Here is a 23,726-nt window from a genome sequence, read left to right as displayed (position 1 = left end):
TTTATGCCCGAAATTCAGGGGTGCGGAGGATTTCCACAGGCGGTCCCCGTAAAGGGTGCGAATTTTGTGAAGGTCGTTTTGACCCGCACGCTATTGCGCCCGGCACGTTTGGCTTCATACAACGCGTTATCCGCGCACTGAATAAGCTGACCGTATTCGGAGTGGTTTTTCTGGCTCAGGCTGGCAACGCCGATACTGACACTGACGATGCCATCCGGCGAGCTGATGTGCGGTAAATCGAGCATCTGCACGCGGGTGCGCAGGCGTTCAGCCACTTCGACGGCATCGGCTGAGCGTGTCTCCGGTAACAGCGCGCAAAACTCCTCGCCACCGTAACGGAACAGCACATCGTTGGCGTTTTCCAGCGCGCCGCGCATGGCGGTCGCAATCTGCTTCAGACATTCGTCTCCGCGCTGGTGACCGTAACAGTCGTTGTAGAGCTTAAAATAGTCGACATCAATCAACAGCAGCGACAAGGATTTATTATTGCGCTTGCTGGCCCGCCACTCCCGGTCAATGCAGAGATCAAAATAGCGCCGATTGCCCACACCTGTTAGTCCATCGGACAGGGACTGAGCCAGCAGCTCATTTGCCTGTTCACGCAGCAGAGATTCACGGCGAACGGCAGCGGTGACATCGACTATCTGAATAAGACAATAACGCTCGGTTTCGCCCAGCGGGACGATGGTGACGGCCTGGCTGAGGCGTGCGCCTGGCCGGGCCGGTTCAGCAAACAGCGGGAACGGCGAGCGGTGCAGCGACTGAGAAAGCAATGAAGATAAATTGTGATTAATGGCCTGACGAATAGCATCACCCACGCGATGATGCTCCAGGTCAGGGAATACACTAAAGAAATTCTTGCCGGTAGTGTCACTGGCCGCATGTCCGGTATGCGCCTCTAACCAGGCGTTCCACTGGGTAATACGGTAGTGGGCGTCAACAATGATGACACCAAGGCTAAGCGCTGAAAATGCATCCAATAACAACTTATCTTTCATGATTATTGCATTCCGTCAGGCACGCTACCGGATTCTAAACGGCTGATGTACAACCGTATTTGCTCGCGTAAGTCACGCAGCGCAGACATATCAAGAATAAAAGCCAGATAGCCCTGGATTTGCTGGCGCTCAAGAGAAAAATCGATGCGCAGCATCATCACCAGCGGATCGCTTTCGTCTTTGTTCGGGTTGAGGATCTGCTTGCTGGTACCCACCCTCACAACGGGCAACGAGCCTTGCAACTCCTTCTGGAACATATTGGCCAGCGTCCCGACGCAGGCATTGAGCACGATATTGCCGATTTCGCTCATCGCTTCGCGCTCCATCTCCCCCAGTTCGTGTGCTGGGATCAGGTCGCCGACCATCATGCGCACAATCTCAAAACTGGCGGCTTCCGGAAACATCAAAATCGCTTCGGTCGCATAAGCCCCTTCATAATGCTGGCTGATGCCAAACAGGGACATGCCGGCACCCAGCTCATCGGCGGCTTCCGAGCGCGGGGTGAAGCGGAGGGTTGGCACAGACATACGGACTTCTTCATTGACGATATTGCTCATCGCGGCGGCCGCGTGGCCAACGCCTATGTTGAAGATCTCCATCAGGCTGTCTGATTCAATGTCGGTGATATCCGGGAGTTCACTCATCATTTCACCTCCATGCTATTGAGCAGGGCATGGAGTTGTGGCTCTTTCAGCGGTTTTGCCAGAAAACCCAGACCGAGCTCTTCAGCCGCGACCTGAATCGAGTTCTGCACGTTTGCTGTCAGCAACACAATGTGTGTTTCAGGGTGGGATTGACGGATACGCGAGGCGGTTTCAATCCCGCCAATACCGGGCATGTTCACATCCAGCAGGATAAGCCACGGCGTCGTCGCGGATGCGAGTTCGATCGCTTCTTCGCCCGTCCCGGCTTCATCAATTTTCCAGTCGTTATGCAGGTTCGTGACATACTGGCGTGAAATCATTCGGGACAGACGGCTGTCATCAACAATAAGAATATATCTGGACATCATTCATTCTCTTTTATCGTTCATTGCCGCAAAAACAACAACAATGCACCTATTCCGGGGGCTATCTTCCCTGATGAATGCCACAGCACAATTCGACGCAATAACGCGGATGCGTAACCTTTTTGAGTCGTTTGCTTTGCGAGGTTGCCTGCCCGAAAGACACGCACGGCTTGCCACTTTTAGTTAAGTCATCTTATTCATCGGCATTATTGGACAAACAATTAGCCCCTTTAAGGAAGAGGGTGAAAATTTAAGCTTGAAGCTCAGCGGAGGTTACGGCTATGCTTTGCCCCGACGAACGTCTCGTCTCACTGGAGCGCACCTGGAAAATGAACAAACACGACTGATGAATTCGGTTCCTTGCTAAACGCCATGGCGTCAGCGGGGAAAGGTATTGATTTCATTCAGGAGTGCTTATGGCTCATTGTGCGCAATCCCCTGCTTTTATTTTGCATCAGCTCACCTGTCAGTTTGCGACGGGCGAAACCCTTTTCGGCCCGTTAAACCTGTCACTTGAACCCTCGCTATGTGGGCTGGTTGGCCGCAACGGTGCGGGTAAAACGCAGCTACTGCGGCTGCTGGCAGGGCTGGAAACTCCCGCTGCCGGTCATATCGAACGCTTTGGCACCCTGGCCTGGGTGTCTCAACAACCTGTGGTAACGGCAACGACGACGCTGGCTGAATTTCTGGGGTATGGCGATGTTTTTGCCGCCCGTGATCGCATCGAACGCGGTGAGTATCAATCAGACGATCTCAACGTGCTGGAAGGGGGTTGGGATCTGCCCGAGCGCCTGCAACTGGCCTTTATCCGGGCCGGGTTACCGGCGTTTGACCCGAATAAACCTGCCGCTGACCTGAGCGGCGGTGAACGAATGCGCGCCCTGCTGAGCAGTGCGTTAATGACCGGTGCGGATTACCTGCTGCTGGATGAGCCGACAAACCATCTGGATCGGGAAGGGCGGGCCTGGTTTTACGAAGGCCTGTCACGCTGGCACGGCGGCGCGCTGGTGGCCTCTCACGATCGCGAGTTACTGGCGCTAATGCCCCGCATTCTCGAACTGACGCCTGCAGGCCTGCACAGCTACGGCGGGAATTATGACGAGTACGAGCGCCAGCGGGAAAGCGAGCAGCAGGCGGCGAAAGCGATGCTGGAACATGCCGCCACCGAACGCCGACGCACGCGACACCGCATGCAGAAAGAGCATGATGCCAGCCAGCGGCGCTCTGCCCATACCCTGCGCACGGTGGACACGCTGAATATCGCCTCGTTCGAGCGGGTCAGGTATAAAAACGCGGCGAAAGAGCGCCCTGCGAGCTGGCGCAAGCAGCATCGCGAGCAAAACGATGCGCTCAATACGGCGGTCAGGCAGGCTCGGGAAAGGGTAGAGGAAGAGGCTCCTGTGCTCTTTACGTTACCGGGCAGCCATATTGCTGATGGAAAGCAGGTGCTGGTGATCGACGATCTGGTTCTGCCCTGGGTGGCGATGCCAGCGTTGAACTGGCGTATCGACGGGCCAATGCGTGTGGCGTTGCGAGGTCCAAATGGTTGCGGTAAATCGACATTGCTGAAGCTCATTCTTGGCGAAGTGGTGCCCGTTTCCGGATGTTGCCAACTTTCGGTCACGGCCGCTTACCTTGACCAGCATCTGACGCAGTGGGATCTCAGCCTGTCGGTGATGGAGCATCTCAACCTGGAGAATACGCCGCTTGAAGAAGGCGTGCTGCGCACGCGTCTGGCGCAACTGCAACTGGGGGCGGATAAAGTCACGCTTCCGCTGGCTGCGCTCAGCGGCGGTGAACGCCTGAAAGCCGCACTGGCCTGTGTGTTGTGGCGACGTGAGGCGACACAGCTTTTGCTGCTGGATGAGCCGACAAACCATCTTGATTTGGTATCAACCCGTGCCATTGAAGTCGCACTGGCGTCATTTCCTGGAGCAATGCTGGTGGTATCGCACGATGAGGCGTTCTTACAAGGATTAATGCTAACGCACAGTGTTGAATGGCAGGATACGGGGTGGCGTTGCGAAAGGGTATAAACATAAACCCCCGTCTTGACGGGGGTCGGGCATCACTTAGTCAATAAGTTGCTTACTGAGCGTCGGGTTGGCATGAATAAGACGCATCAGTTTCATCTCTGTCGCAGTGGGTTTTATACGTTGTGATTCCCACTCGTGAACAATGGAGACGCTGACGCCCATCGCACGCGCGAAGTCGTCAATTTTCAGGCCGGTACCCCGTCTCAATCGTTCAAACTCATTAAAGGTGTTTGGCTTTTGGCTCAGGGTAACCGGCTGTGTTACATCACTTTTTAATACAATCTGTTCCAAACTACTCAGCAGTTCAAACACAGGATCTTTGTATTCCATTGAGAACTCCTCTTAAAATCACACAGCGGGATCGTGATACAGCCTGTTAAGAATAGTCGGGAAAAGTCCTGGTGTGTGGTTGCCTCAGTGGCTAATCGTGCTATGTGGGGCTTTTGATGCCCTGGAGATGCATGTTCAGGCATTTTTATGGCACTTAATTGCTTGATTACTCACAGACTGCCCGCGCTCAGTATTTTTTTGTAAATAGTCAGCAAATTGTTGTATGTAGGGCGCAGTGACGCAAGCGTGGTAACGTGCTCTCCCGGCGCGCTTTTTCCGGCATAAGAATGCAAGGAAAGGGTATCTTGCAAGGCTGACCTGGACTATCCTTGTTAGCCATCGGCACACGGGTGTCGGTGTGCGCTTTTTTGGGTGAAAGGAGTAATAAAATGGCGACAGGTAAGTCCTGCTCTCGCTGGTTTGCGCCACTTGCGGCGTTATTAATGGTAGTTAGCCTGAGTGGGTGTTTCGACAAAGAAGGCGATCAACGCAAGGCGTTTATCGATTTCCTGCAAAATACCGCGATGCGTAGCAGCGAACGGCTGCCTGCCCTGACGGCGGATCAGAAAAAGCAATTTGGCCCGTTTGTTTCTGACTATGCCGTCATTTATGGCTATTCCCAGCAGGTTAATCAGGCCATGGATTCGGGTTTACGTCCGGTCGTGGACAGCGTAAACGCCATTCGCGTACCGCAGGATTATATGACGCAGCGCGAACCGCTTCGTCAGGCCAATGGCTCGCTGGGCGTGCTGAGTCAGCAGTTGCAAAACGCCAAAATGCAGGCGGACGCTTCACACGCGGCGCTGAAACAAGCGGATGATTTGAAGCCGGTGTATGACCAGGTGTTTACCAAAGTCGTGACCAACCCGGCCAATGCGCTGCAACCGCTGATCCCGGCGGCGCAGATCTTCACTCAGCAGCTGGTACAGGTCGGTGATTTTATTGCGCAGCAGAATAACCAGGTGAGCTTTGTCGCCAATGGTATTCAGTTCCCGACCTCGCAACAGGCCAGCCAGTACAATGCGCTGATTGGGCCGCTGGCGGCGCAGCATCAGGCGTTTACTCAGGCCTGGACGGCAACCGTCAACGCCACGCAACAATAATCCGGTGCGGGCAAAAAAAAGAGGCGATTATCGCCTCTTTTTTATTGTCATCTCTGACCCCCCGCAGGGAGGGGTGATTAATTTAGCCAGCCACCTGCGGGTTAACGCAGTTTTTCTCCACGTTACCCTTCAATGCGTCTATCAGGTTATCCACCGCGCACGCCGCCATGTTGTAGCGCGTTTCGTGCGTGGCAGAGCCAATATGCGGCAGTGCGACCACATTGGGTAACGACAACAGCGGGGAGTCGGCGGGCAGCGGCTCTTTTTCAAACACATCCAGCCCGGCAGCGTGGATTTCACCGCTTTGCAGAGCATGCACCAGTGCTTGTTCGTCAACTACCGGGCCGCGACCGGCGTTAATAAAGATGGCGGACTTTTTCATCATGGCGAACTGTTTCTCGCCAATTAAATGGTGCGTTTCGTCAGTAAGCGGCAGGATCAGGCAAATAAAATCGGACTCTTTCAGGAGCGTCTCCAGGTCACAATAACGTGCCTGAAAGCGCTCCTCTGCCTCGGTATGATGGCGGCGAGCGTTATACAGAACGGGCATGCCGAATCCAAAATGCGCGCGCTGGGCCAGCGCCATACCGATCCGCCCCATGCCGATAATACCCAACGTTTTATGATGGACATCGACACCAAACCAGTCCGCGCCGATGCCGGACTTCCACTCGCCCGCTTTCACCCGATTAGCCACTTCTACTACCCGGCGGGCGCTGCTCAGCACCAGCGCCATGATGGTATCGGCAACGGTTTCGGTCAGAACGGTCGGCGTGTGCATCAGCAAAATTTTGCGGGCATTCAGCGCATCCACATCAAAGTTGTCATACCCGACGGAAACGGTAGAAGTGGCGCGCAGGTGCGGCATCTTCTCCAGCAGCGCTTGATCCACTTTTTCACTGGACCCCAGCAATCCCTGCGCACTGGCGAAGGCGTCGGCGTGCTGCTCGACGGTTTGCGGCTTCAGATCGGCAACCTGGGTGACGGTAAAGTGCGTTTCCAGACGCTTGAGCAAGTCTTCGGGCAAGACTTTGTACAGGATGATGGACGGCTTCATGCGGTTCTCCCTCGTGGTGATGCGCCTGCCGAAACCAATTTATTGTTAGCAGGCTTAACAATTAAAGTAAGCCACACAGAGGCGAAAAGCGCTACCCCCATGAAAATGTACGACGCTGCCGGGCTGCCGGTCGCGCCGTTCAGATACCCTACAACCCAGGAACCACAGAACGAGCCCAGCGCGCCCATGCTGTTGATTAACGCCATTGCGCCGCCGGCAACGTTACGTGGCAGCATCTCGGGAATAATCGCGAAGAATGGCCCATACGGCGCATACATTGCCGCGCCGGCGATGACCAGTAACGTGTAGGAGATCCAGAAGTGGTTCGCGCCCACCGCCCAGGAGCCGATAAACGCGAAGGCACCCATCAGCAGCAGAGGCCAGACGAACAGTTTGCGGTTTTGCAGTTTATCCGATGCCCAGGACGCCAGTAGCATTGCCAGCGTGGCCGCGAGGTAAGGAACCGACGACAACCAGCCCACTTCGACCATGCCGAGGTTTTCGCCGCCGCTGCGGATAATGGACGGCAGCCACAGCACAAACCCATACACGCCAATACTCCAGGCGAAATACTGCAGACACAGCAGGATGACATTACGTGAGCGGAAGGCTTCACTGTAGTTGCGCACAGCTTTAATACCCTGTTGCTCTTTATCCAGTTGGGCCTTAAGCGCCGCTTTTTCTTCGCCGGAAAGCCAGTTCACCTGTTCAGGTTTATCTTTAACCAGCACCCACCAGCAGAACGCCCAAATCACCGCTGGAATGCCTTCAATGATAAACATTTCGCGCCAGCCAAAGGACTGAATCAAATAGCCAGACACCACTGACATCCACAGCACAGTGACCGGGTTGCCGAGGATCAGAAACGTATTCGCGCGTGAGCGTTCCGATTTGGTAAACCAGTTACTGATATAAATCAGCATGGCTGGCATCACGGCCGCTTCCACTACACCAAGGATAAAGCGGATCGCCGCCAGCATGGGGATGTTGTTGACCACGCCGGTTAACGACGCACAACCGCCCCATAAAATCAGGCAGATAAAAATCAGCTTACGCACGCTACGGCGTTCGGCATAGACCGCGCCGGGGATCTGGAAAAAGAAGTACCCAAGAAAGAAGAGGGCACCCAGCAGAGACGAGATCCCTTTGGTAATGCCCAGATCGTCATTGATCCCGGCGGCAGAGGCGAAACTAAAGTTCGCCCGGTCCAGATAAGCCAGACTGTAGGTGATAAACACAATCGGCATAATATACAGCCAGCGTTTTGTCGGATTCGTTGCTTTATTCATAAGGCTGCCTCCAGTTGAGGTTACTCGCCGTCTGTTTGTAGGGGACAGATCGGTGTTATTTGCGGCGAAACAGGCGAAAAACTACCACGCGCCTAACTGCTCACGCGTTGGCAAACCTTCGCTGTCGCCTGGCACTTGTATCGCCAGCGCGCCAATGGTGTTACCACGGCGCACTGCATCGACCAGGGTTTTGCCCTCCAGCAGGGCGCTGATCACGCCCACAGCGAAGCCATCTCCGGCGCCGACAGTGTCTACAACGTTGTCCACTTTTATCGGCGCAACGGCACCTTGCTCGCCGCTGGCGTTTTTAAACCAGGCGCCATCCGGCCCGGTCTTGATCACCACGGCCTGCACGCCGCGTTGCAGATAGAAATCCGCAATGCCTTCCGGCGTGTGTTGGCCCGTCAGGGTGATGCCCTCTTTTAACCCTGGCAACACCCAGTCTGCCTGGAAGGCGAGCTGGTTCAGTTTCTCTACCATCTCTGCTTCGCTACGCCACAACACCGGGCGCAGATTGGGATCGAAAGAGATTGTCCTGCCCTGTGATTTCATGATGTTTACCGCATGGTTCAGCAAGGCATATGACGAGTCGGATAACGCTGCGGCCACGCCGCTTAAATGCAGGTGCCGTGCCTGACGGAAAACGGCATTATTGAAATCTTCTGGCGACAAATGGCTAGCGGCGGAGCCTTTACGGAAATATTCCACAATGGGATCGGTTCCATTTTCGGCTTTAGATTTCAACTGAAAACCGGTCGGATAACGCCCGTCCAGCGTCACGCCTGTACGGTCAATCCCCTCTTTTTGCAGCGTATCGAGAATAAAACGGCCAAAGCTGTCATCGCCGACACGGCTTATCCAGCTCACCTTCAGGCCGAGCCGCGCCAGTCCGGTGGCCACATTCAGCTCTGCGCCTGCTGCACGTTTAATAAACTGCCCGGCAGCGGCCAGATCGCCGGTTTCGGTGGCGACGAACATCGCCATGGCTTCACCGACAGTGACAACATCCAGTGGGCTATGCATGGCGTGGCTCCTTCCGTAAGGCATTTACGTAACGACGTGTGACGGCGGCGAGATCATCGCCTTCAAGCGGGAATTCAATACCGCGCGGCGCATCTGCCGGGAGGTTATCCAGCAGGGTTAGCCAGCGGGGATCCGCCAGGTCAGGCGGCACAGCGCGATAGCGATCGCCATGCGCAATGGCGGCTTTTACATGGATATAGCTGACGGCGGGTGCCAACTGGCGTGCGGCTTCTTCCGGCGAATCGCCCACCCAGAGCCAGTTGCCCGTATCGAAAGTCAGTGTGACGGGCAGGGCCAGCGTATGGCAGGCTGCCTTAAAACGCAGCATTGGCGCCAGCCTGCCGCATTCGGTTTGATCATTTTCCACCACCAGCCCCACCGTGCTGTTCGCCAGCCATTCCCGTAGCGTCTCAAGCTCCGCGCTATGACGAAAGTGACCCAGGGAAACTTTCAGCCACAGCGCGTTCAGCGTTTGTGCTTCGGCCAGTAATTGCGGCAGGCGGGGGTTGAGTGCGCCGTCTTCGAGGCACAACGGCTCTGGCGCGGAGTAGCAGGCCTGCAAGTGGTGGTTTTGTACGGCGCGCGCCAGTGCTGGCAAGTGAGTCAGTTCGGCTTCGCTCAACAATTCGCGGCGGATTTCCACCCCGTCAGCGCCTGCGTCGGCCACAATCGGTAACAGGGCCAATTGCCCGCCCAGCGCGTCAATAGCGTCATGGCCATAGGCGGCGGTGACAACAATAATCTTTCTCTGCATAGTCCGGCTCCAACATCGATCGACATGACTTCAGTCTGCCTTTAACGCTAGATGGAACCGGTTCCAAAGAAAAGTTTACTGTGCCGAATTTATGATCACTATCACGAAGCTTTTAGCGTGAGGTGGAGCCGCGAACGATCAATTCGCCGGAAAATACCTGCTCGTGCACGGTGTCGCTGTGGCCTTCGATGCGCCGTACCACTTGTTCTACAGCGGCATAGCCGATTTGCCAGGTGGGTTGTTTGAGCGTAGTGATCCCGACACCTGCCAGTTCTGCCCACTCCAGTTCATCAAAGCCGAGCAAACCGATATCGCTACCCCAGTTCAACCCGATGCGTTTTAAAGCCCGCGCCACTTGCAGAGTTAATGCGCCATTGGCGGAAATCACGGCTTTACGCATGCCCCGGTGGCTGGCGTGGAACTGACGCAAGACATTGTCCATGATGGCGGCGTCATGCAGCGGCGTTTCGGCGTTTTCTGCCACCACGCCAGGATAACGCGCGAGCGTGGCGCGAAAGGCGCTTAGGCGTTCGCGGCGGGTATTGACCGTGCCAAGCGGTTCGCTGAGAAAAAGTAACGCCTCGAAGCCCTGTTCAATCAAATGCTCCGTGGCGGTAGTGGCGGCATGGGTGTTATCCAGTCCGACAACATCACAGGCGAAATCCGGAATTTTGCGGTCGATAAGTACCATTGGCAGAGCGGATTGTTGCAGGCGATTAAGCCCTTCTTCACGCATGCCGACCGCGTTGACCACAATGCCCTCGACCTGGTAGCTGCGCAGCAGGTCAAGATAGTGCAACTCCTGATCGACTTCGTTGTTGGTGTTACACACCAGCGGAGTGAAGCCTTTCTCGCGGCACGCCGCCTCAATGCCGCTTAACACATGTACAGAGTAAGGATTGGTGATATCGGCGATGATCAAACCAATCAGGCGGGTACGCCCACGTTTCAGGCCGCGCGCCATCAGGCTGGGGCGGTAATCCAGCTCGGCTATCGCCTGTTCAATACGCGCCAGCAGCGCGGCGGACAGCAGGTGTTTTTCACCATTCAGGTAGCGGGAAATACTGGTTTTACCGGTTTTCGCTGCTTTTGCGACATCGCTAATGGTTGCGCGTGCTGTTTTCGCCATGACTGCGTCCCTCGCCGTGAATATTTGCCCACACCTTAGCGCGAAATGGCGTTCAATCAAGCACTAAGATAATGTCTTTGCCGCGCTTATCACCTCTGGTATGCGCGTAATGACGTTTAATTCTTTGCTATCCCAACGTCACTGTGGATGATAGAACGCAATGAAGTTCCAACAGACACCATGAATACGGCGAACCGCCGTCATCACCTGCATGCTATTCAGGAGCGCGCTTTGGCAAACTCTGCTATCAAAACTGTTCTTACGGCGGCCCACTGGGGGCCAATGCTGGTCGATACCGACGGCGAAAACGTGCTTGCTTCACGCGGGGCGCTGCCTGTTCGCCACCCGAACTCACTGCAAACGGTCGTGCAGGAGCAAGTGCACAGTCCCACACGTGTTCGCTATCCGATGGTACGCAAAGGTTTTCTTGCATCGCCTGCTAATCCGCAGGGCGTGCGGGGCCAGGATGAGTTTGTCCGTGTCAGCTGGGACGATGCGCTGACGCTCATTCACCAGCAGCATAAACGCATTCGTGACAGTTACGGGCCGGCATCGATTTTTGCCGGTTCGTATGGTTGGCGTTCAAACGGCGTGCTGCACAAAGCCGCGACGTTGTTACAACGCTATATGAGTCTGGCGGGGGGGTACACGGGCCATCTGGGGGATTATTCCACCGGTGCGGCGCAGGCGATCATGCCGTATGTGGTCGGTAGCAACGAAGTGTACCAACAACAGACCAGCTGGCCGCTGATCCTTGAACACAGCGAGGTGGTGGTGCTGTGGAGCGCCAATCCGCTCAATACGCTGAAGATTGCCTGGAACGCGAGCGATGAACAGGGCATTCCTTATTTTGACGCGCTGCGAAAAAGCGGGAAACGGGTGATCTGCATCGATCCTATGCGCTCGGAAACCGTCGATTTCTTTGGCGACAGCATAGAGTGGCTCGCACCGCATATGGGCACTGACGTGGCGTTAATGCTCGGCATTGCGCATACGCTGGTGGAACATAGCTGGCAGGATAATGATTTTCTGGCACGGTGTACCGTGGGCTACGACGCGTTTGCGGCTTATCTGACTGGCGAGCGCGACGGCGTGCCGAAAACGGCGGAATGGGCAGCAGATATTTGCGGTATTGATGCGCCAAAAATCCGCGAACTGGCGCAACTTTTCCATGAAAACACCACCATGCTGATGTCCGGCTGGGGCATGCAGCGTCAGCAATTTGGCGAGCAAAAACACTGGATGCTGGTGACGCTGGCCGCCATGCTTGGCCAGATTGGCACGCCCGGCGGCGGTTTTGGTCTCTCTTACCATTTTGCCAACGGCGGCAACCCGACGCGTCGTGCGGCAGTGCTGGCTTCGATGCAGGGCACCGTGAAGGACGGGACCGACGCTGTGGATAAAATTCCCGTCGCCCGCATTGTTGAAGCGCTGGAAAACCCCGGCGGTGCTTATCAGCACAACGGTATGAACCGCCACTTCCCTGATATCCGTTTTGTCTGGTGGGCAGGTGGCGCGAACTTTACCCACCATCAGGACACCAATCGCTTGATCCGCGCCTGGCAAAAACCCGAACTGGTGGTGATTTCAGAATGCTTCTGGACGGCAGCCGCTAAGCATGCCGATATCGTGCTGCCAGCGACCACCTCGTTTGAACGCAATGACCTGACCATGACCGGCGATTACAGCAACCAGCATCTGGTGCCAATGAAGCGCGTGGTGGCTCCGCAGTACGAAGCGCGTGATGACTGGGAGGTGTTTGCTGAACTGAGCGAACGCTGGGAGGCAGGTGGGCGCGAGCGCTTTACCGAAGGGAAAAGCGATCTGCAATGGCTGGAAACGTTCTATGAGATTGCGGGTCAGCGCGGTGCCAGCCAGCAAGTCACCTTACCGCCTTTTGAGCAGTTCTGGCAGGCCAACCAGTTGATTGAGATGCCTGAAAGCGAGCAAAATGCGCGCTTCGTTCGCTTCGGTGATTTTCGCCGTGACCCGCAGGCGAATCCGCTAAAAACGCCGAGCGGTAAAATCGAAATCTTCTCCGAGCGTATTCAACGTTTCGGCTATGCCGACTGCCCGCCACACCCAATGTGGCTGGAGCCGGACGAGTGGCACGGCAATGCTGAGCCGCAGCAGTTACAGGTGCTCTCTGCGCATCCGGCGCATCGCTTGCACAGTCAGCTTAACTTTACCCGCCTGCGTGAACAGTATGCGGTGGCCGGCCGCGAACCTGTTACCCTGCATCCGCAGGATGCACAGGCGCGCGGGATTGCAGACGGCGACGTGGTACGCGTATGGAATGGGCGTGGGCAGGTGCTGGCGGGGGCAGTGGTGACAGAGGGCATTAAGCCTGGCGTTATCTGTATCCACGAAGGTGCCTGGCCGGATCTCGACCACCACGCCGGCGGTATTTGTAAAAATGGTGCAGTGAACGTGCTGACCAAAGATTTGCCCAGCTCGCGTCTTGGCAACGGCTGCGCCGGTAATACTGCGCTGGCGTGGATCGAGAAGTATCAAGGCCCGTCGCTTACCCTGACGGCGTTTGATCCGCCCGCCAGTTCATGATCCACGTCGGGTGACGTGTTTCATCCTGCCATGCGCTCTCTTCGATACGAAAACCCTGCGCATGGTAGAAGTTAACCGCCCGTTCGTTCTTCTGGTAAACTTCAAGGCTGAGCCATGAAAAGTGCTGTTTGGCATGATCAATCAGCCTTTTACCAATACCGCGACGCAGCGCTGCGGGGCGGACAAACAGCGCCCCGATAAACTGTTCATCCATTACGCTAATAAATCCTGTCAGTTCGCCGTTTTCTTCCCAGACCCAGGTCTGCGCAACCGGCAGGTAAGCACTGCGCACCAGCGCTTCGCTCTCATGCCAGTAGCTTTCCTGGATAAAGGGATGGGCGAAGATAGTGCTCTCCAGCCAGAGCTCGATCAGCGGCGACAAGTCCTGGTTATGCCACTCGCGGATCATGCGCGCTCCCGGCATGGCAGATACAGCCTGTAACATGGTCGTTGACCAGACCGCAGGCCTGCATAAACGAGTAACAGATGGTGGTACCCACGAATTTAAAGCCACGCTTTTTTAGCGCCTTTGACAGCGCATCGGACGCGGGCGTTGAGGTGGGGATCTCGCCGAGCGTGGCAGCCTGGGTTATCTGTGGCGTATGATCCACAAACCCCCAGACAAATTCCGAAAATGACTCGCCATTTTGCGCCATGGACAGGTAGGCGCGGGCATTACCGATAATCGCTTCAAGTTTACCGCGATGGCGGATAATACCGGCATTTTGCAGTAGTTTTTCTACATCTTCTACGGTCATTGCGGCAACGCGTTCGGGGTCGAAGTGATGAAAGGCCTCACGGTAATTTTCGCGTTTTTTCAATACGGTAATCCACGAAAGCCCGGCTTGCTGGCCTTCGAGGCAGATCATCTCGAACAGTTTTTTGCCATCCTTTTGCACCACGCCCCATTCGGTATCGTGGTAAGCAAGATAGAGCGGGTCCTGAGTGACCCATCCGCAACGTTGCATATCCTTACTCCGTTCTCGATATAGTGAAATAGATCGTCAACCCATCTTGACGTGTGTGTTAAAAAGACAATATTTACTAAAGGGTCTTAGGCCCGACAACAACGATAACAATTACGCCGTGTTCGGCTCTTTTCTGGAGTCGCAAATTGATGAAAATTAAAAACAGTGGCCTGTTGGTTGCGCTAGTGCCTGCCTGTCTCTTTTTTTGCGAGGCGGCAATGGCGTGGCAGCAAGAATATATTATTACTGACCACCAGAACGCGACCTCTGCGCGCTATACCTGGGATAGCGCTCGCCAACCGCGCTACAACGATATTCTTGAGGAGCGTATTCGCTCTGCGCAGAATTCGCCGGGTATTGCTTTTAATCTACCGGACAACGCCCCGCTGGACGCCACCAGCACCATGAGTATTGGCCTGAATATCCCGCTGGCGCAGGGGTTAACGACCGGGCCGGTCGCGGTGTGGCGTTACGACGGTTCCACGACCTCAATGTATAACGAATTCGGCGATAGCGCGACCAACGCACAGTACAGCGATCCGCTGTGGCATGCCAGCGTCAGCTCGTTGGGATGGCGTGTGGACAGCCGCGTCGGCGGCCTGCGCCCATGGGCGCAAATCAGTTATAACCAGCAAATAGGCGAGAACGTCTGGAAGAGCCAGTCCGGGTTCTATCGGCTGGCCGCTGCCAGCCAGTATGGCAACTGGCTGGACGTAACGCTGGGCGCCGATATGCTGCTGAATTCGCACCTGGCCGCTTATGCCTCCATGTCGCAGTCAGAAAATGTCACCCTCGGGCAAAACTACCTCTACAGCATGGGGGTAAGCGCCCGTTTTTAAGTACATTTAAAACAAACTTTTTACAGTTAAGAAACAATAGCAGCGCGATTTGCATTGATAGTATGTACTAACTCACATTCCTGAATGGCCGCCTCGTTTTTTTGGCGCGCCATTCATTCCCGCTCAGAGGCATTTCATTCCTTCTTTACTGCATTTCATGCCTTTTTTACCCCGGCGTGAAATGCGCTTCGTTATGGTTGTCGGCAGTGAATTCCTTTCTTTTCTTCTGCAGGACGACTGCCATGAAAACTTCCATTGTTAATCGCACGCGCTGGCTGACGCTGGTCGGCACCATTATTACGCAGTTTGCGTTAGGGTCTGTTTATACCTGGAGTTTGTTCAACAGTTCACTGGCGGAAAAGCTGGATGAGCCGGTGAGCCAGGTTGCCTTCTCCTTTGGCTTGTTGAGTCTCGGACTGGCGCTCTCATCGTCAGTCGCCGGGAAATTACAGGAACGTTTTGGCGTTAAACGTGTCACTATGGCTTCCGGCGTTCTGCTCGGCATTGGTTTCTTCCTGACCGCGCACTCTCACAATCTGTTAATGCTGTGGCTCAGCGCAGGCGTGCTGGTCGGCCTGGCTGATGGTGCCGGTTACCTGTTAACACTCTCCAACTGCGTAAAATGGTTTCCGGAACGCAAAGGGCTTATCTCTGCGTTTTCCATTGGTTCTTATGGCCTTGGCAGCCTGGGTTTTAAATTTATCGACAGTCATTTGCTGGCGACGGTGGGCCTGGAAAGCACTTTTATGATCTGGGGGGCCATTGTGCTGGTGATGATCGTTTTTGGTGCCACCCTGATGACCGATGCGCCATTGCAAAAAGCCACCTCTGTTAACGGCGTGGTCGAAAATGATTTCACGCTGGCGCAATCCATGCGTAAACCGCAGTACTGGATGCTGGCGGTCATGTTCCTGACGGCCTGCATGAGTGGCCTGTATGTGATCGGCGTGGCGAAGGATATCGCGCAAGGCATGGTGCACCTGGATGTGGCAACAGCAGCCAATGCGGTAACCGTGATTGCCATTGCTAACCTGAGTGGTCGCCTGGTGCTGGGCATCCTGTCTGACAAAATGGCCCGAATCAGGGTGATCACGCTTGGCCAGGTGATTTCGCTGGTGGGTATGGCAGCGCTGCTGTTCGCTCCGCTGAATGGGCTGACCTTCTTTGCGGCAATCGGTTGTGTGGCCTTTAACTTCGGGGGGACGATCACCGTCTTCCCGTCGCTGGTCAGCGAATTCTTCGGTCTGAACAATCTGGCGAAAAATTACGGTGTGATTTATCTCGGCTTCGGTATCGGCAGCATTTGTGGTTCGATTATCGCCTCGCTGTTTGGCGGCTTTTATGTCACTTTCTGCGTGATCTTCGCGCTGCTGATTATTTCTCTGGCGCTGTCTACCACCATTCGCCAGCCGCAACGCCATTTTTATAAAGAGGCGCACGCCTGACCGACCGGTTAATCAAAGTGTGCTCAGCAAAAACCGCCGCTCCGGCGGTTTTTTTGATCTGCGCCGCACACTCCTGACAGAGCGACTATCCTTATAGGTCAGGTTTCTTCCAACAGAAGGAGTTTTACATGTCCTTAGAAAAAGTGGTTTACCGTGCGAAAGCAAAAGCAACCGGGGGCCGTGATGGCCGCGCAACCTCTTCTGATGGCGTGCTGGATGTCAAACTGGGCGTACCCAAAGAAATGGGGGGAGCGGGTGGGGAAGTGACCAACCCGGAACAGCTCTTTGCCGCTGGATATTCCGCCTGTTTCCTGGGTGCGCTGAAACATGTTGCCTCGGTCGAGAAAAAGAAAGTACCGCAGGAAGCGTATATTGAAGGACAGGTCGGGATCGGTCCTCTGCCGACCGGTTTTGGTATTGAAGCGCAGCTGGATATCCACCTGCCGGGGATGGATCACGCCGAAGCTGAGGCGCTGGTGCAAAAAGCCCATATTGTGTGCCCTTATTCAAACGCCACACGCGGCAATATCGACGTTAAGCTGAATGTGATCACCTCCTGATATCAAATAAGCTAATCGTTTTCTGACGCTGACCGAATATTTTTGTAAATATGTGGTCAGCGTTCACTCCATCCTGACACTTTTCCGCCCCGCTATGGTCTACTTACCGCGCCTTAGAAGTTTCCATCCTTAACTTCCGTCGCACTCTGTTTGCCTGCCTGCGTTACTGGTCGACGCTTGTCGGGCGCTGTTTCCCCTTTTTTCAGGGTCGTTTGCATGAGTTATATCAAAACGATGACCCAGCAGAAGCTGAGCTTCTTCCTGGCGTTGTATATCGGTCTGTTTATGAATAGCGCGGTTTTTTATCGTCGGTTTGACGGTTATGCGCAAGCTTTCACCGTTTTGAAAGGACTCTCTGCGGTTGTTGAACTGGCAGGTACGGTGTTGGTTACCTTTTTCCTGCTGCGCGTTTTATCGCTGTTTGGCCGCCGCGCCTGGCGCGTACTGGCTTCGCTGGTCGTGCTGTTTTCCGCCTGTGCCAGCTTCTATATGACTTTCCTTAACGTGGTGATCGGCTATGGCATTATTGCCTCGGTGATGACCACGGATATTGACCTCTCCAAAGAAGTGGTGGGCTGGCAACTGATTGTCTGGGTTGTGCTGGTCAGCGCGTTGCCGTTGCTCTTTATCTGGAGTAATCGTTGCCGCTACACGCTGCTGCGCCAGTTGCATACGCCCGGCCAGCGCCTTCGCAGTGTGACGCTGGTGGTGCTGGCGGGGTTGATGGTGTGGGGGCCGATTCGTCTGCTGGATATGCAGCAAAAAGATGATGAGAAGATCTCCGGCGTAGATATGCCCAGTTATGGCGGGGTGGTGGCCAACTCTTATCTGCCTTCTAACTGGCTTTCGGCACTGGGGCTGTATGCCTGGGCGCAGGTGGATGAGTCTTCAGATAATAAGTCACTGATGAACCCGGCGACAAAGTTTACCTACGTGGCGCCGAAAGATATCGATGATACCTGGGTCGTCTTTATTATTGGCGAAACAACGCGTTGGGATCATATGGGGATGCTGGGCTATTCCCGTGACACCACCCCGAAACTGGCGCAGGAGAAAAACCTGGTTGCTTATCGCGGCGAGTCCTGCGATACGGCGACAAAACTCTCTTTACGCTGCATGTTTGTGCGTGAAGGCGGGGCAGACGATAACCCGCAACGTACGCTGAAAGAGCAAAATGTGTTTGCGGTGCTCAAGCAACTGGGGTTCACCACCGATTTGTACGCCATGCAGAGCGAGATGTGGTTCTACAGCAATACCATGGCAGACAACATAGCCTATCGCGAGCAGATTGGTGCCGAGCCGCGTAACCGCGGTAAAAGCGTGGATGACATGCTGCTTATTGAGGAGATGCAACGCTCGCTGGACAATAAACATGCCGGTAAACACATGATTATTCTCCATACTAAAGGCTCGCACTTTAATTACACCCAGCGCTACCCGCGCAGCTTTGCGCAGTGGACGCCGGAGTGCCAGGCCAGCGGCAAATGCAGTAAAGAGGAGTTGATTAACTCGTACGATAATTCGGTCACGTATGTGGATCACTTTATCGATACGGTGATTGATAAGCTGCGCGATCGTAAGGCAATCATCTTCTACGCAGCCGACCACGGCGAGTCGATTAACGACAAAGAGCATTTGCATGGTACGCCGCGTAAAATGGCGCCGCCGGAGCAGTTCCGCGTGCCGATGATGGTGTGGATGTCCGATAAGTATTTGCAGGATCCGGACAAGGCGAAAATGTTCGCGCAACTGAAGCAGCAGGCCGCCTATAAAACGCCGCGCCGCCACGTTGAGCTGTACGACACGGTAATGGGTTGCCTCGGTTATACCTCGCCAAATGGCGGGATTAACGAGAACAATAACTGGTGCCATTTGCGGTCGCAGCCCGCGAAGTAACTACGCTGCTGGCTTTCTCACCAGTCAGCGCGCTTTTTTACATTAAAGGATTGACGGGGCATGTTCACGGCAGTAAGATGCGCCCCGCATTCGGTGATTGGCGCAGCCTGGTAGCGCACTTCGTTCGGGACGAAGGGGTCGGAGGTTCGAATCCTCTATCACCGACCAAATTCAGAAAAACCCAACCGCAAGGTTGGGTTTTTTGCTTTCTGCGTCCAGAAGAGGATGAGAAACTCCGGGGGGGAGGTTCGACCCGAGCGAAGCGAGAGAACGTTGCTTCAGCAACGGCCCGCAGGGCGAGCCACGCAGTGGCGAGTCATCCTCTATCACCGACCAAATTCAGAAAAACCCAACCGCAAGGTTGGGTTTTTTGCTTTCTGCGCCTGCAAAACGTAACTGATAACAGGTTTGCCTCATCACCTCTGCTGCGCAGCAGAACGGGGGAGCGCAGCCCCCGCCAGCAACGCCGCAACATTCCTTTTCGTCAAAAATCTCGCTTATCCTCACTTCCCACTGCCAGTTCACTCTTTTGTGAGATATTCCATTGTATTTTTTTATATATAGATGAATCTTTTTTCGCGTTGCTTATAGATAGAGGCAGCATATTTCGCTGTGCGTTTTAGCGTTCACGGTATTAATCGCTCATATATTCAGCATATCGTAAGAAATTTTTTATAATCTGCATGAATGTTAATCACTGGATATATCGCGTTGTAAGGTGATTTGTCCTGCTCCTGAGGCAGTAGCATAAATTTCCCTGCTGAAAATAGAGGTTTGAAGTTTTTTTAAACTTTGTTTACGGATTCTCACCGCCGTTGTAAATCCCGGTTACCTGTATTGACGTTTTGACATTCTGTTGACAGATTGTAGGGCATGAGGGGCATTTCAAGGAGAATCTGCACTGCAACTCAGTCAACCTTGTGAAAGGAATCCCCATCTCTCATAAAGCCCTCGGGCACTACCGACCAGACCGGGTAAAAATCTAATAAAGGCCTGTCGGACATACCCCATGCAAGGGTAACAACACATATCACATTGGAGCAGAATCAATGAGTATTTCCTTGAAGAAGTCAGGGATGCTGAAGCTTGGTCTTAGCCTTGTGGCTATGACTGTAGCCGCCAGCGTGCAGGCAAAAACCCTGGTTTATTGTTCTGAAGGTTCGCCTGAAGGCTTCAACCCACAGCTTTTCACTTCTGGTACCACTTACGATGCCAGCTCAGTGCCGATTTATAACCGTCTGGTTGAATTTAAAACCGGCACAACTGAAGTCATTCCGGGTCTTGCTGAAAAGTGGGAAATCAGCGCCGATGGCAAAACGTACACTTTCCACCTGCGTAAAGGCGTAAAGTGGCAGGACAACAAAGGTTTTAAACCAACGCGTGAATTCAACGCAGATGACGTCGTCTTCTCCTTCGATCGTCAGAAAAACGCCCAGAATCCGTATCACAAAGTCTCTGGCGGCAGTTACGAATACTTCGAAGGTATGGGTCTGCCAGACCTGATTAGCGAAGTGAAGAAAGTGGACGATCATACCGTCCAGTTCGTCCTGACGCGTCCGGAGTCACCGTTCCTCGCCGATCTGGCGATGGATTTCGCGTCTATCCTCTCTAAAGAGTACGCAGACAACATGCTGAAAGCGGGCACACCGGAGAAAGTCGATCTTGATCCGATCGGTACCGGCCCGTTCCAGCTGCTGCAATACCAGAAAGACTCGCGCATTCTCTACAAAGCGTTTGAAGGATTCTGGGGCACCAAACCGAAAATCGATCGTCTGGTCTTCTCCATCACCCCAGACGCCTCAGTGCGTTACGCCAAGCTGCAGAAAAATGAGTGCCAGGTTATGCCGTACCCGAACCCGGCAGACATTGAACGCATGAAGCAGGATAAAAACATTACGCTGCTTGAGCAGGCGGGTCTGAACGTCGGCTATATGTCCTTCAATACCGAGAAGAAACCGTTTGATGATGTGAAAGTACGTCAGGCGCTGACTTACGCGGTGAACAAAGAAGCGATCATTAAAGCGGTGTACCAGGGCGCGGGCGTCGCGGCGAAAAACCTGATCCCGCCGACCATGTGGGGCTATAACGACGACGTTAAGGATTACACCTACGATCCTGAGAAAGCGAAACAACTGCTGAAAGAAGCAGGTCAGGATAAAGGCTTTACCGTTGAACTGTGGGCAATGCCGGTACAACGTCCGTACAACCCGAACGCTCGCCGCATGGCAGAGATGATTCAGGCTGACTGGGCGAAAGTGGGCGTGCAGGCCAAGATCGTCACCTACGAATGGGGTGAATACCTGAAGCGTGCGAAAGCAGGCGAACACCAGGCGGTGATGATGGGCTGGACCGGCGACAACGGGGATCCGGATAACTTCTTCGCCACGCTGTTCAGCTGCGCAGCGGCGAAAGACGGCTCTAACTACTCCCGCTGGTGCTATAAGCCGTTTGAAGATCTGATTCAGCCGGCGCGTGCGACCGACGACCATAACAAGCGTATTGAACTGTACAAACAAGCTCAGGTTGTGATGCATGATCAGGCTCCGGCGCTGATTGTGGCTCACTCCACCGTTTATGAGCCAGTGCGTAAAGAAGTCAAAGGCTATGTGGTTGATCCATTAGGCAAACACCACTTCGAAAACGTGTCTGTCGAATAATAAGTTCGAATCCTGACCCCTCTCCCTTTCCGGGAGAGGGGGAAAGGCGTTTTCCCTCTCAGGAGGGAATTCATTATTGTGAGTAATACAGACGCGCCGTCGCCAGGCGCTGCGTCACTACTGAGAATCCGGGTTATGTTGCAGTTCATTCTCCGACGTTTGGGGTTGGTTATCCCCACGTTTATCGGTATCACCCTTCTCACCTTTGCTTTTGTCCATATGATCCCCGGCGATCCGGTGATGATCATGGCGGGTGAGCGTGGTATCTCCCCTGAGCGTCACGCCCAGTTGCTGGCCGAGCTTGGACTCGACAAGCCGCTCTGGGAGCAATATGTCCAGTACGTCTGGGGCGTGTTGCATGGTGATTTAGGCATCTCTCTGAAGAGCCGTCTTCCGGTGTGGGACGAGTTCGTGCCGCGGTTTAAAGCGACACTCGAACTCGGTGTTTGCGCCATGATTTTTGCCGTTGCGGTTGGCATTCCGGTCGGTGTAATGGCTGCGGTGAAGCGCGGTTCCATTTTCGATCACACCGCCGTGAGTCTTGCGCTGACGGGTTACTCGATGCCTATTTTTTGGTGGGGCATGATGTTGATCATGCTGGTGTCGGTGCAGTTGAACCTGACGCCGGTTTCGGGGCGCGTCAGCGATATGGTGTTCCTTGATGACACGAACCCATTAACCGGGTTTATGTTGATAGACACCGCCATCTGGGGCGAAGAGGGGAACTTCATCGACGCACTGGCGCATATGATCCTGCCTGCGGTGGTCCTGGGGACAATCCCGTTAGCGGTGATTGTGCGTATGACGCGCTCATCCATGCTCGAAGTGCTGGGTGAAGATTACATTCGTACCGCCCGCGCGAAGGGGCTGACCCGCATGCGCGTGATTATCGTCCATGCACTGCGCAATGCGATGCTGCCCGTGGTGACGGTCATCGGTTTGCAGGTGGGAACGATGCTGGCAGGGGCCATCCTGACAGAAACCATCTTCTCGTGGCCGGGTCTTGGCCGCTGGCTGATTGATGCGCTGCAACGCCGTGACTATCCGGTGGTGCAGGGCGGGGTGCTGCTGGTGGCGACGATGATCATTCTCGTCAACCTGCTGGTAGACCTGCTTTACGGCGTGGTGAACCCGCGTATCCGGCATAAGAAGTAAGGGGCCATCATGTCACAAGTCACTGAAAATAAAGTTGTCGCTGCACCGGTGCCGATGACCCCGCTGCAGGAGTTCTGGCACTATTTCAAACGCAATAAAGGCGCGGTCGTTGGGCTGGTGTATGTGCTCATCATGCTGATTATTGCCGTATTCGCTAACGTCCTGGCGCCGCACAACCCGGCGGATCAGTTCCGCGATGCGCTGCTTGCGCCGCCGGTCTGGCAGGATGGCGGCACCTGGTCACATATTCTTGGCACCGACGATGTAGGTCGCGATACGCTGTCCCGTCTGATGTTCGGTGCGCGTCTGTCGCTGCTGGTCGGTTGCTTGGTGGTGGTGCTGTCGCTGGTTGCCGGTATTGTGCTGGGGCTTGTCGCCGGCTACTTCGGCGGTCTGATCGACAATATCATTATGCGTGTTGTCGACATCATGCTGGCGCTGCCAAGCCTGTTACTGGCGCTGGTGCTGGTGGCCATCTTTGGCCCGTCGATCGTTAACGCCTCGCTGGCGCTCACCTTTGTGGCCTTGCCGCACTATGTCCGACTCACCCGCGCTGCCGTACTGGTGGAGGTGAATCGCGACTATGTGACTGCGTCCCGCGTGGCGGGTGCCGGTGCGATGCGCCAAATGTTCGTGAACATCTTCCCTAACTGCCTTGCGCCGCTGATTGTTCAGGCGTCGCTGGGTTTCTCGAACGCCATTCTTGATATGGCTGCTCTGGGCTTCCTCGGTATGGGTGCGCAGCCGCCAACACCGGAGTGGGGCACGATGCTCTCCGACGTGTTGCAATTCGCGCAGAGCGCCTGGTGGGTCGTCACCTTCCCTGGCGTTGCGATCCTGCTAACGGTGCTGGCATTTAACCTGATGGGCGACGGTTTGCGTGATGCGCTCGACCCCAAACTGAAGCAGTAAGAGG

General features: G+C 54.7%; 21 protein-coding genes, 1 tRNA gene and 1 other RNA gene. 12 read left to right on the top strand and 11 right to left on the bottom strand.

The genetic code is table 11. The features are described 5' to 3' along the window. Nucleotides 1-14 precede the first annotated feature (14 nt). Genes RTX30_RS12125 through RTX30_RS12115 form a run of 3 tightly spaced genes read right to left on the bottom strand, consistent with a single transcriptional unit; the run spans nucleotide 15 to nucleotide 2,010 of the window. Complete coding sequence (locus tag RTX30_RS12125) at nucleotides 15-998, bottom strand: diguanylate cyclase (protein ID WP_312690074.1); 984 nt, start codon at nucleotides 996-998, stop codon at nucleotides 15-17. A 2-nt stretch (nucleotides 999-1,000) separates the two neighbouring features. Next, nucleotides 1,001-1,645: a chemotaxis protein CheC gene (locus RTX30_RS12120; RefSeq protein ID WP_312690072.1), complete on the bottom strand. Its 645-nt coding sequence runs from the start codon at nucleotides 1,643-1,645 to the stop codon at nucleotides 1,001-1,003. Further along, the gene (locus RTX30_RS12115; RefSeq protein ID WP_312690070.1) at nucleotides 1,642-2,010 is read right to left on the bottom strand and encodes a response regulator; all 369 of its coding nucleotides are present in this window, start codon (nucleotides 2,008-2,010) and stop codon (nucleotides 1,642-1,644) included. The genes RTX30_RS12120 and RTX30_RS12115 overlap by 4 nt, the downstream gene beginning before the upstream one ends. 413 nt (nucleotides 2,011-2,423) lie before the next feature. Here RTX30_RS12115 and RTX30_RS12110 point away from each other — a divergent pair, with 413 nt between their 5' ends. Further along, complete coding sequence (locus tag RTX30_RS12110) at nucleotides 2,424-4,043, top strand: ABC-F family ATP-binding cassette domain-containing protein (protein ID WP_312690068.1); 1,620 nt, start codon at nucleotides 2,424-2,426, stop codon at nucleotides 4,041-4,043. 36 nt (nucleotides 4,044-4,079) lie between these two features. Here RTX30_RS12110 and RTX30_RS12105 read toward each other — a convergent pair whose 3' ends face one another. Next, nucleotides 4,080-4,373: an HTH-type transcriptional regulator gene (locus tag RTX30_RS12105; protein ID WP_312690067.1), complete on the bottom strand. Its 294-nt coding sequence runs from the start codon at nucleotides 4,371-4,373 to the stop codon at nucleotides 4,080-4,082. Nucleotides 4,374-4,762: 389 nt separating this feature from the next. Here RTX30_RS12105 and RTX30_RS12100 point away from each other — a divergent pair, with 389 nt between their 5' ends. Beyond that, nucleotides 4,763-5,476, top strand: coding sequence for a DUF3053 domain-containing protein (locus RTX30_RS12100; protein WP_263098844.1), 714 nt, complete (start codon nucleotides 4,763-4,765; stop codon nucleotides 5,474-5,476). Between the two features lie 82 nt (nucleotides 5,477-5,558). Here RTX30_RS12100 and ghrB read toward each other — a convergent pair whose 3' ends face one another. The 5 genes from ghrB to RTX30_RS12075 all read right to left on the bottom strand — a co-directional run bounded on the left by ghrB (nucleotide 5,559) and on the right by RTX30_RS12075 (nucleotide 10,728). Next, entirely contained in the window at nucleotides 5,559-6,533 is a 975-nt protein-coding gene (gene ghrB / locus RTX30_RS12095; protein WP_312690060.1) for a glyoxylate/hydroxypyruvate reductase GhrB, read from the bottom strand. Beyond that, nucleotides 6,530-7,822, bottom strand: coding sequence for an MFS transporter (locus tag RTX30_RS12090; RefSeq protein WP_312690059.1), 1,293 nt, complete (start codon nucleotides 7,820-7,822; stop codon nucleotides 6,530-6,532). Before RTX30_RS12090 ends, ghrB begins: the two co-directional genes overlap by 4 nt. Nucleotides 7,823-7,903: 81 nt before the next feature. Next, complete coding sequence (locus RTX30_RS12085) at nucleotides 7,904-8,845, bottom strand: sugar kinase (protein WP_312690057.1); 942 nt, start codon at nucleotides 8,843-8,845, stop codon at nucleotides 7,904-7,906. Next, nucleotides 8,838-9,599, bottom strand: a complete 762-nt coding sequence (locus RTX30_RS12080) for a sugar phosphate isomerase/epimerase (RefSeq protein WP_312690055.1) — start codon at nucleotides 9,597-9,599, stop codon at nucleotides 8,838-8,840. The genes RTX30_RS12085 and RTX30_RS12080 overlap by 8 nt, the downstream gene beginning before the upstream one ends. Before the next feature lie 112 nt (nucleotides 9,600-9,711). Next, a complete protein-coding gene (locus RTX30_RS12075) occupies nucleotides 9,712-10,728 on the bottom strand; it encodes a LacI family DNA-binding transcriptional regulator (RefSeq protein ID WP_312690053.1) in 1,017 nt (338 codons plus the stop codon). A gap of 231 nt (nucleotides 10,729-10,959) precedes the next feature. Between RTX30_RS12075 and RTX30_RS12070 the strand changes: the two genes are divergently transcribed. Continuing rightward, complete coding sequence (locus RTX30_RS12070) at nucleotides 10,960-13,290, top strand: molybdopterin guanine dinucleotide-containing S/N-oxide reductase (protein WP_409429815.1); 2,331 nt, start codon at nucleotides 10,960-10,962, stop codon at nucleotides 13,288-13,290. Here RTX30_RS12070 and RTX30_RS12065 read toward each other — a convergent pair. Both RTX30_RS12065 and tag read right to left on the bottom strand, forming a co-directional pair. Further along, nucleotides 13,253-13,699 carry an N-acetyltransferase gene (locus RTX30_RS12065; RefSeq protein ID WP_312690051.1) on the bottom strand — a complete coding sequence of 149 codons (447 nt, stop codon included), beginning with the start codon at nucleotides 13,697-13,699 and terminating at the stop codon, nucleotides 13,253-13,255. The genes RTX30_RS12070 and RTX30_RS12065 overlap by 38 nt on opposite strands. Beyond that, nucleotides 13,680-14,258 (bottom strand): DNA-3-methyladenine glycosylase I, encoded by a 579-nt coding sequence (gene tag / locus RTX30_RS12060; protein WP_312690049.1) that lies wholly within the window; start codon nucleotides 14,256-14,258, stop codon nucleotides 13,680-13,682. The genes RTX30_RS12065 and tag overlap by 20 nt, the downstream gene beginning before the upstream one ends. Nucleotides 14,259-14,407: 149 nt before the next feature. Here tag and RTX30_RS12055 point away from each other — a divergent pair, with 149 nt between their 5' ends. From RTX30_RS12055 to dppC, 9 genes are all read left to right on the top strand, one after another. Next, nucleotides 14,408-15,097 (top strand): autotransporter domain-containing protein, encoded by a 690-nt coding sequence (locus tag RTX30_RS12055; protein ID WP_312690047.1) that lies wholly within the window; start codon nucleotides 14,408-14,410, stop codon nucleotides 15,095-15,097. A 242-nt stretch (nucleotides 15,098-15,339) separates the two neighbouring features. Further along, nucleotides 15,340-16,542, top strand: a complete 1,203-nt coding sequence (locus RTX30_RS12050; RefSeq protein ID WP_312690045.1) for an MFS transporter — start codon at nucleotides 15,340-15,342, stop codon at nucleotides 16,540-16,542. Nucleotides 16,543-16,670: 128 nt separating this feature from the next. After that, nucleotides 16,671-17,102: an organic hydroperoxide resistance protein gene (locus RTX30_RS12045; protein ID WP_312690043.1), complete on the top strand. Its 432-nt coding sequence runs from the start codon at nucleotides 16,671-16,673 to the stop codon at nucleotides 17,100-17,102. A gap of 216 nt (nucleotides 17,103-17,318) precedes the next feature. Then, on the top strand, nucleotides 17,319-18,998 hold the full coding sequence (gene eptB, locus RTX30_RS12040) for a kdo(2)-lipid A phosphoethanolamine 7''-transferase (RefSeq protein WP_312690041.1): 1,680 nt from the start codon (nucleotides 17,319-17,321) through the stop codon (nucleotides 18,996-18,998). A gap of 91 nt (nucleotides 18,999-19,089) precedes the next feature. Beyond that, nucleotides 19,090-19,166: transfer RNA gene (locus RTX30_RS12035), tRNA-Pro, on the top strand. Between the two features lie 36 nt (nucleotides 19,167-19,202). Next, nucleotides 19,203-19,334: non-coding RNA, RtT sRNA (locus RTX30_RS12030), on the top strand. 713 nt (nucleotides 19,335-20,047) lie between these two features. Next, nucleotides 20,048-21,655 (top strand): dipeptide ABC transporter periplasmic-binding protein DppA, encoded by a 1,608-nt coding sequence (gene dppA / locus RTX30_RS12025; protein ID WP_312690039.1) that lies wholly within the window; start codon nucleotides 20,048-20,050, stop codon nucleotides 21,653-21,655. A 135-nt stretch (nucleotides 21,656-21,790) separates the two neighbouring features. Beyond that, on the top strand, nucleotides 21,791-22,810 hold the full coding sequence (gene dppB, locus RTX30_RS12020; protein ID WP_312690037.1) for a dipeptide ABC transporter permease DppB: 1,020 nt from the start codon (nucleotides 21,791-21,793) through the stop codon (nucleotides 22,808-22,810). Between the two features lie 9 nt (nucleotides 22,811-22,819). Next, the gene (gene dppC / locus RTX30_RS12015) at nucleotides 22,820-23,722 is read left to right on the top strand and encodes a dipeptide ABC transporter permease DppC (RefSeq protein WP_312690035.1); all 903 of its coding nucleotides are present in this window, start codon (nucleotides 22,820-22,822) and stop codon (nucleotides 23,720-23,722) included. Nucleotides 23,723-23,726: the final 4 nt, after the last annotated feature.

This window comes from Kosakonia sp., assembly GCF_032052965.1.
Lineage (GTDB): Bacteria > Pseudomonadota > Gammaproteobacteria > Enterobacterales > Enterobacteriaceae > Kosakonia.
The sequence above is the reverse complement of the archived record's forward strand: the minus strand, read 5'-3'. Positions and strand labels throughout refer to the sequence as shown.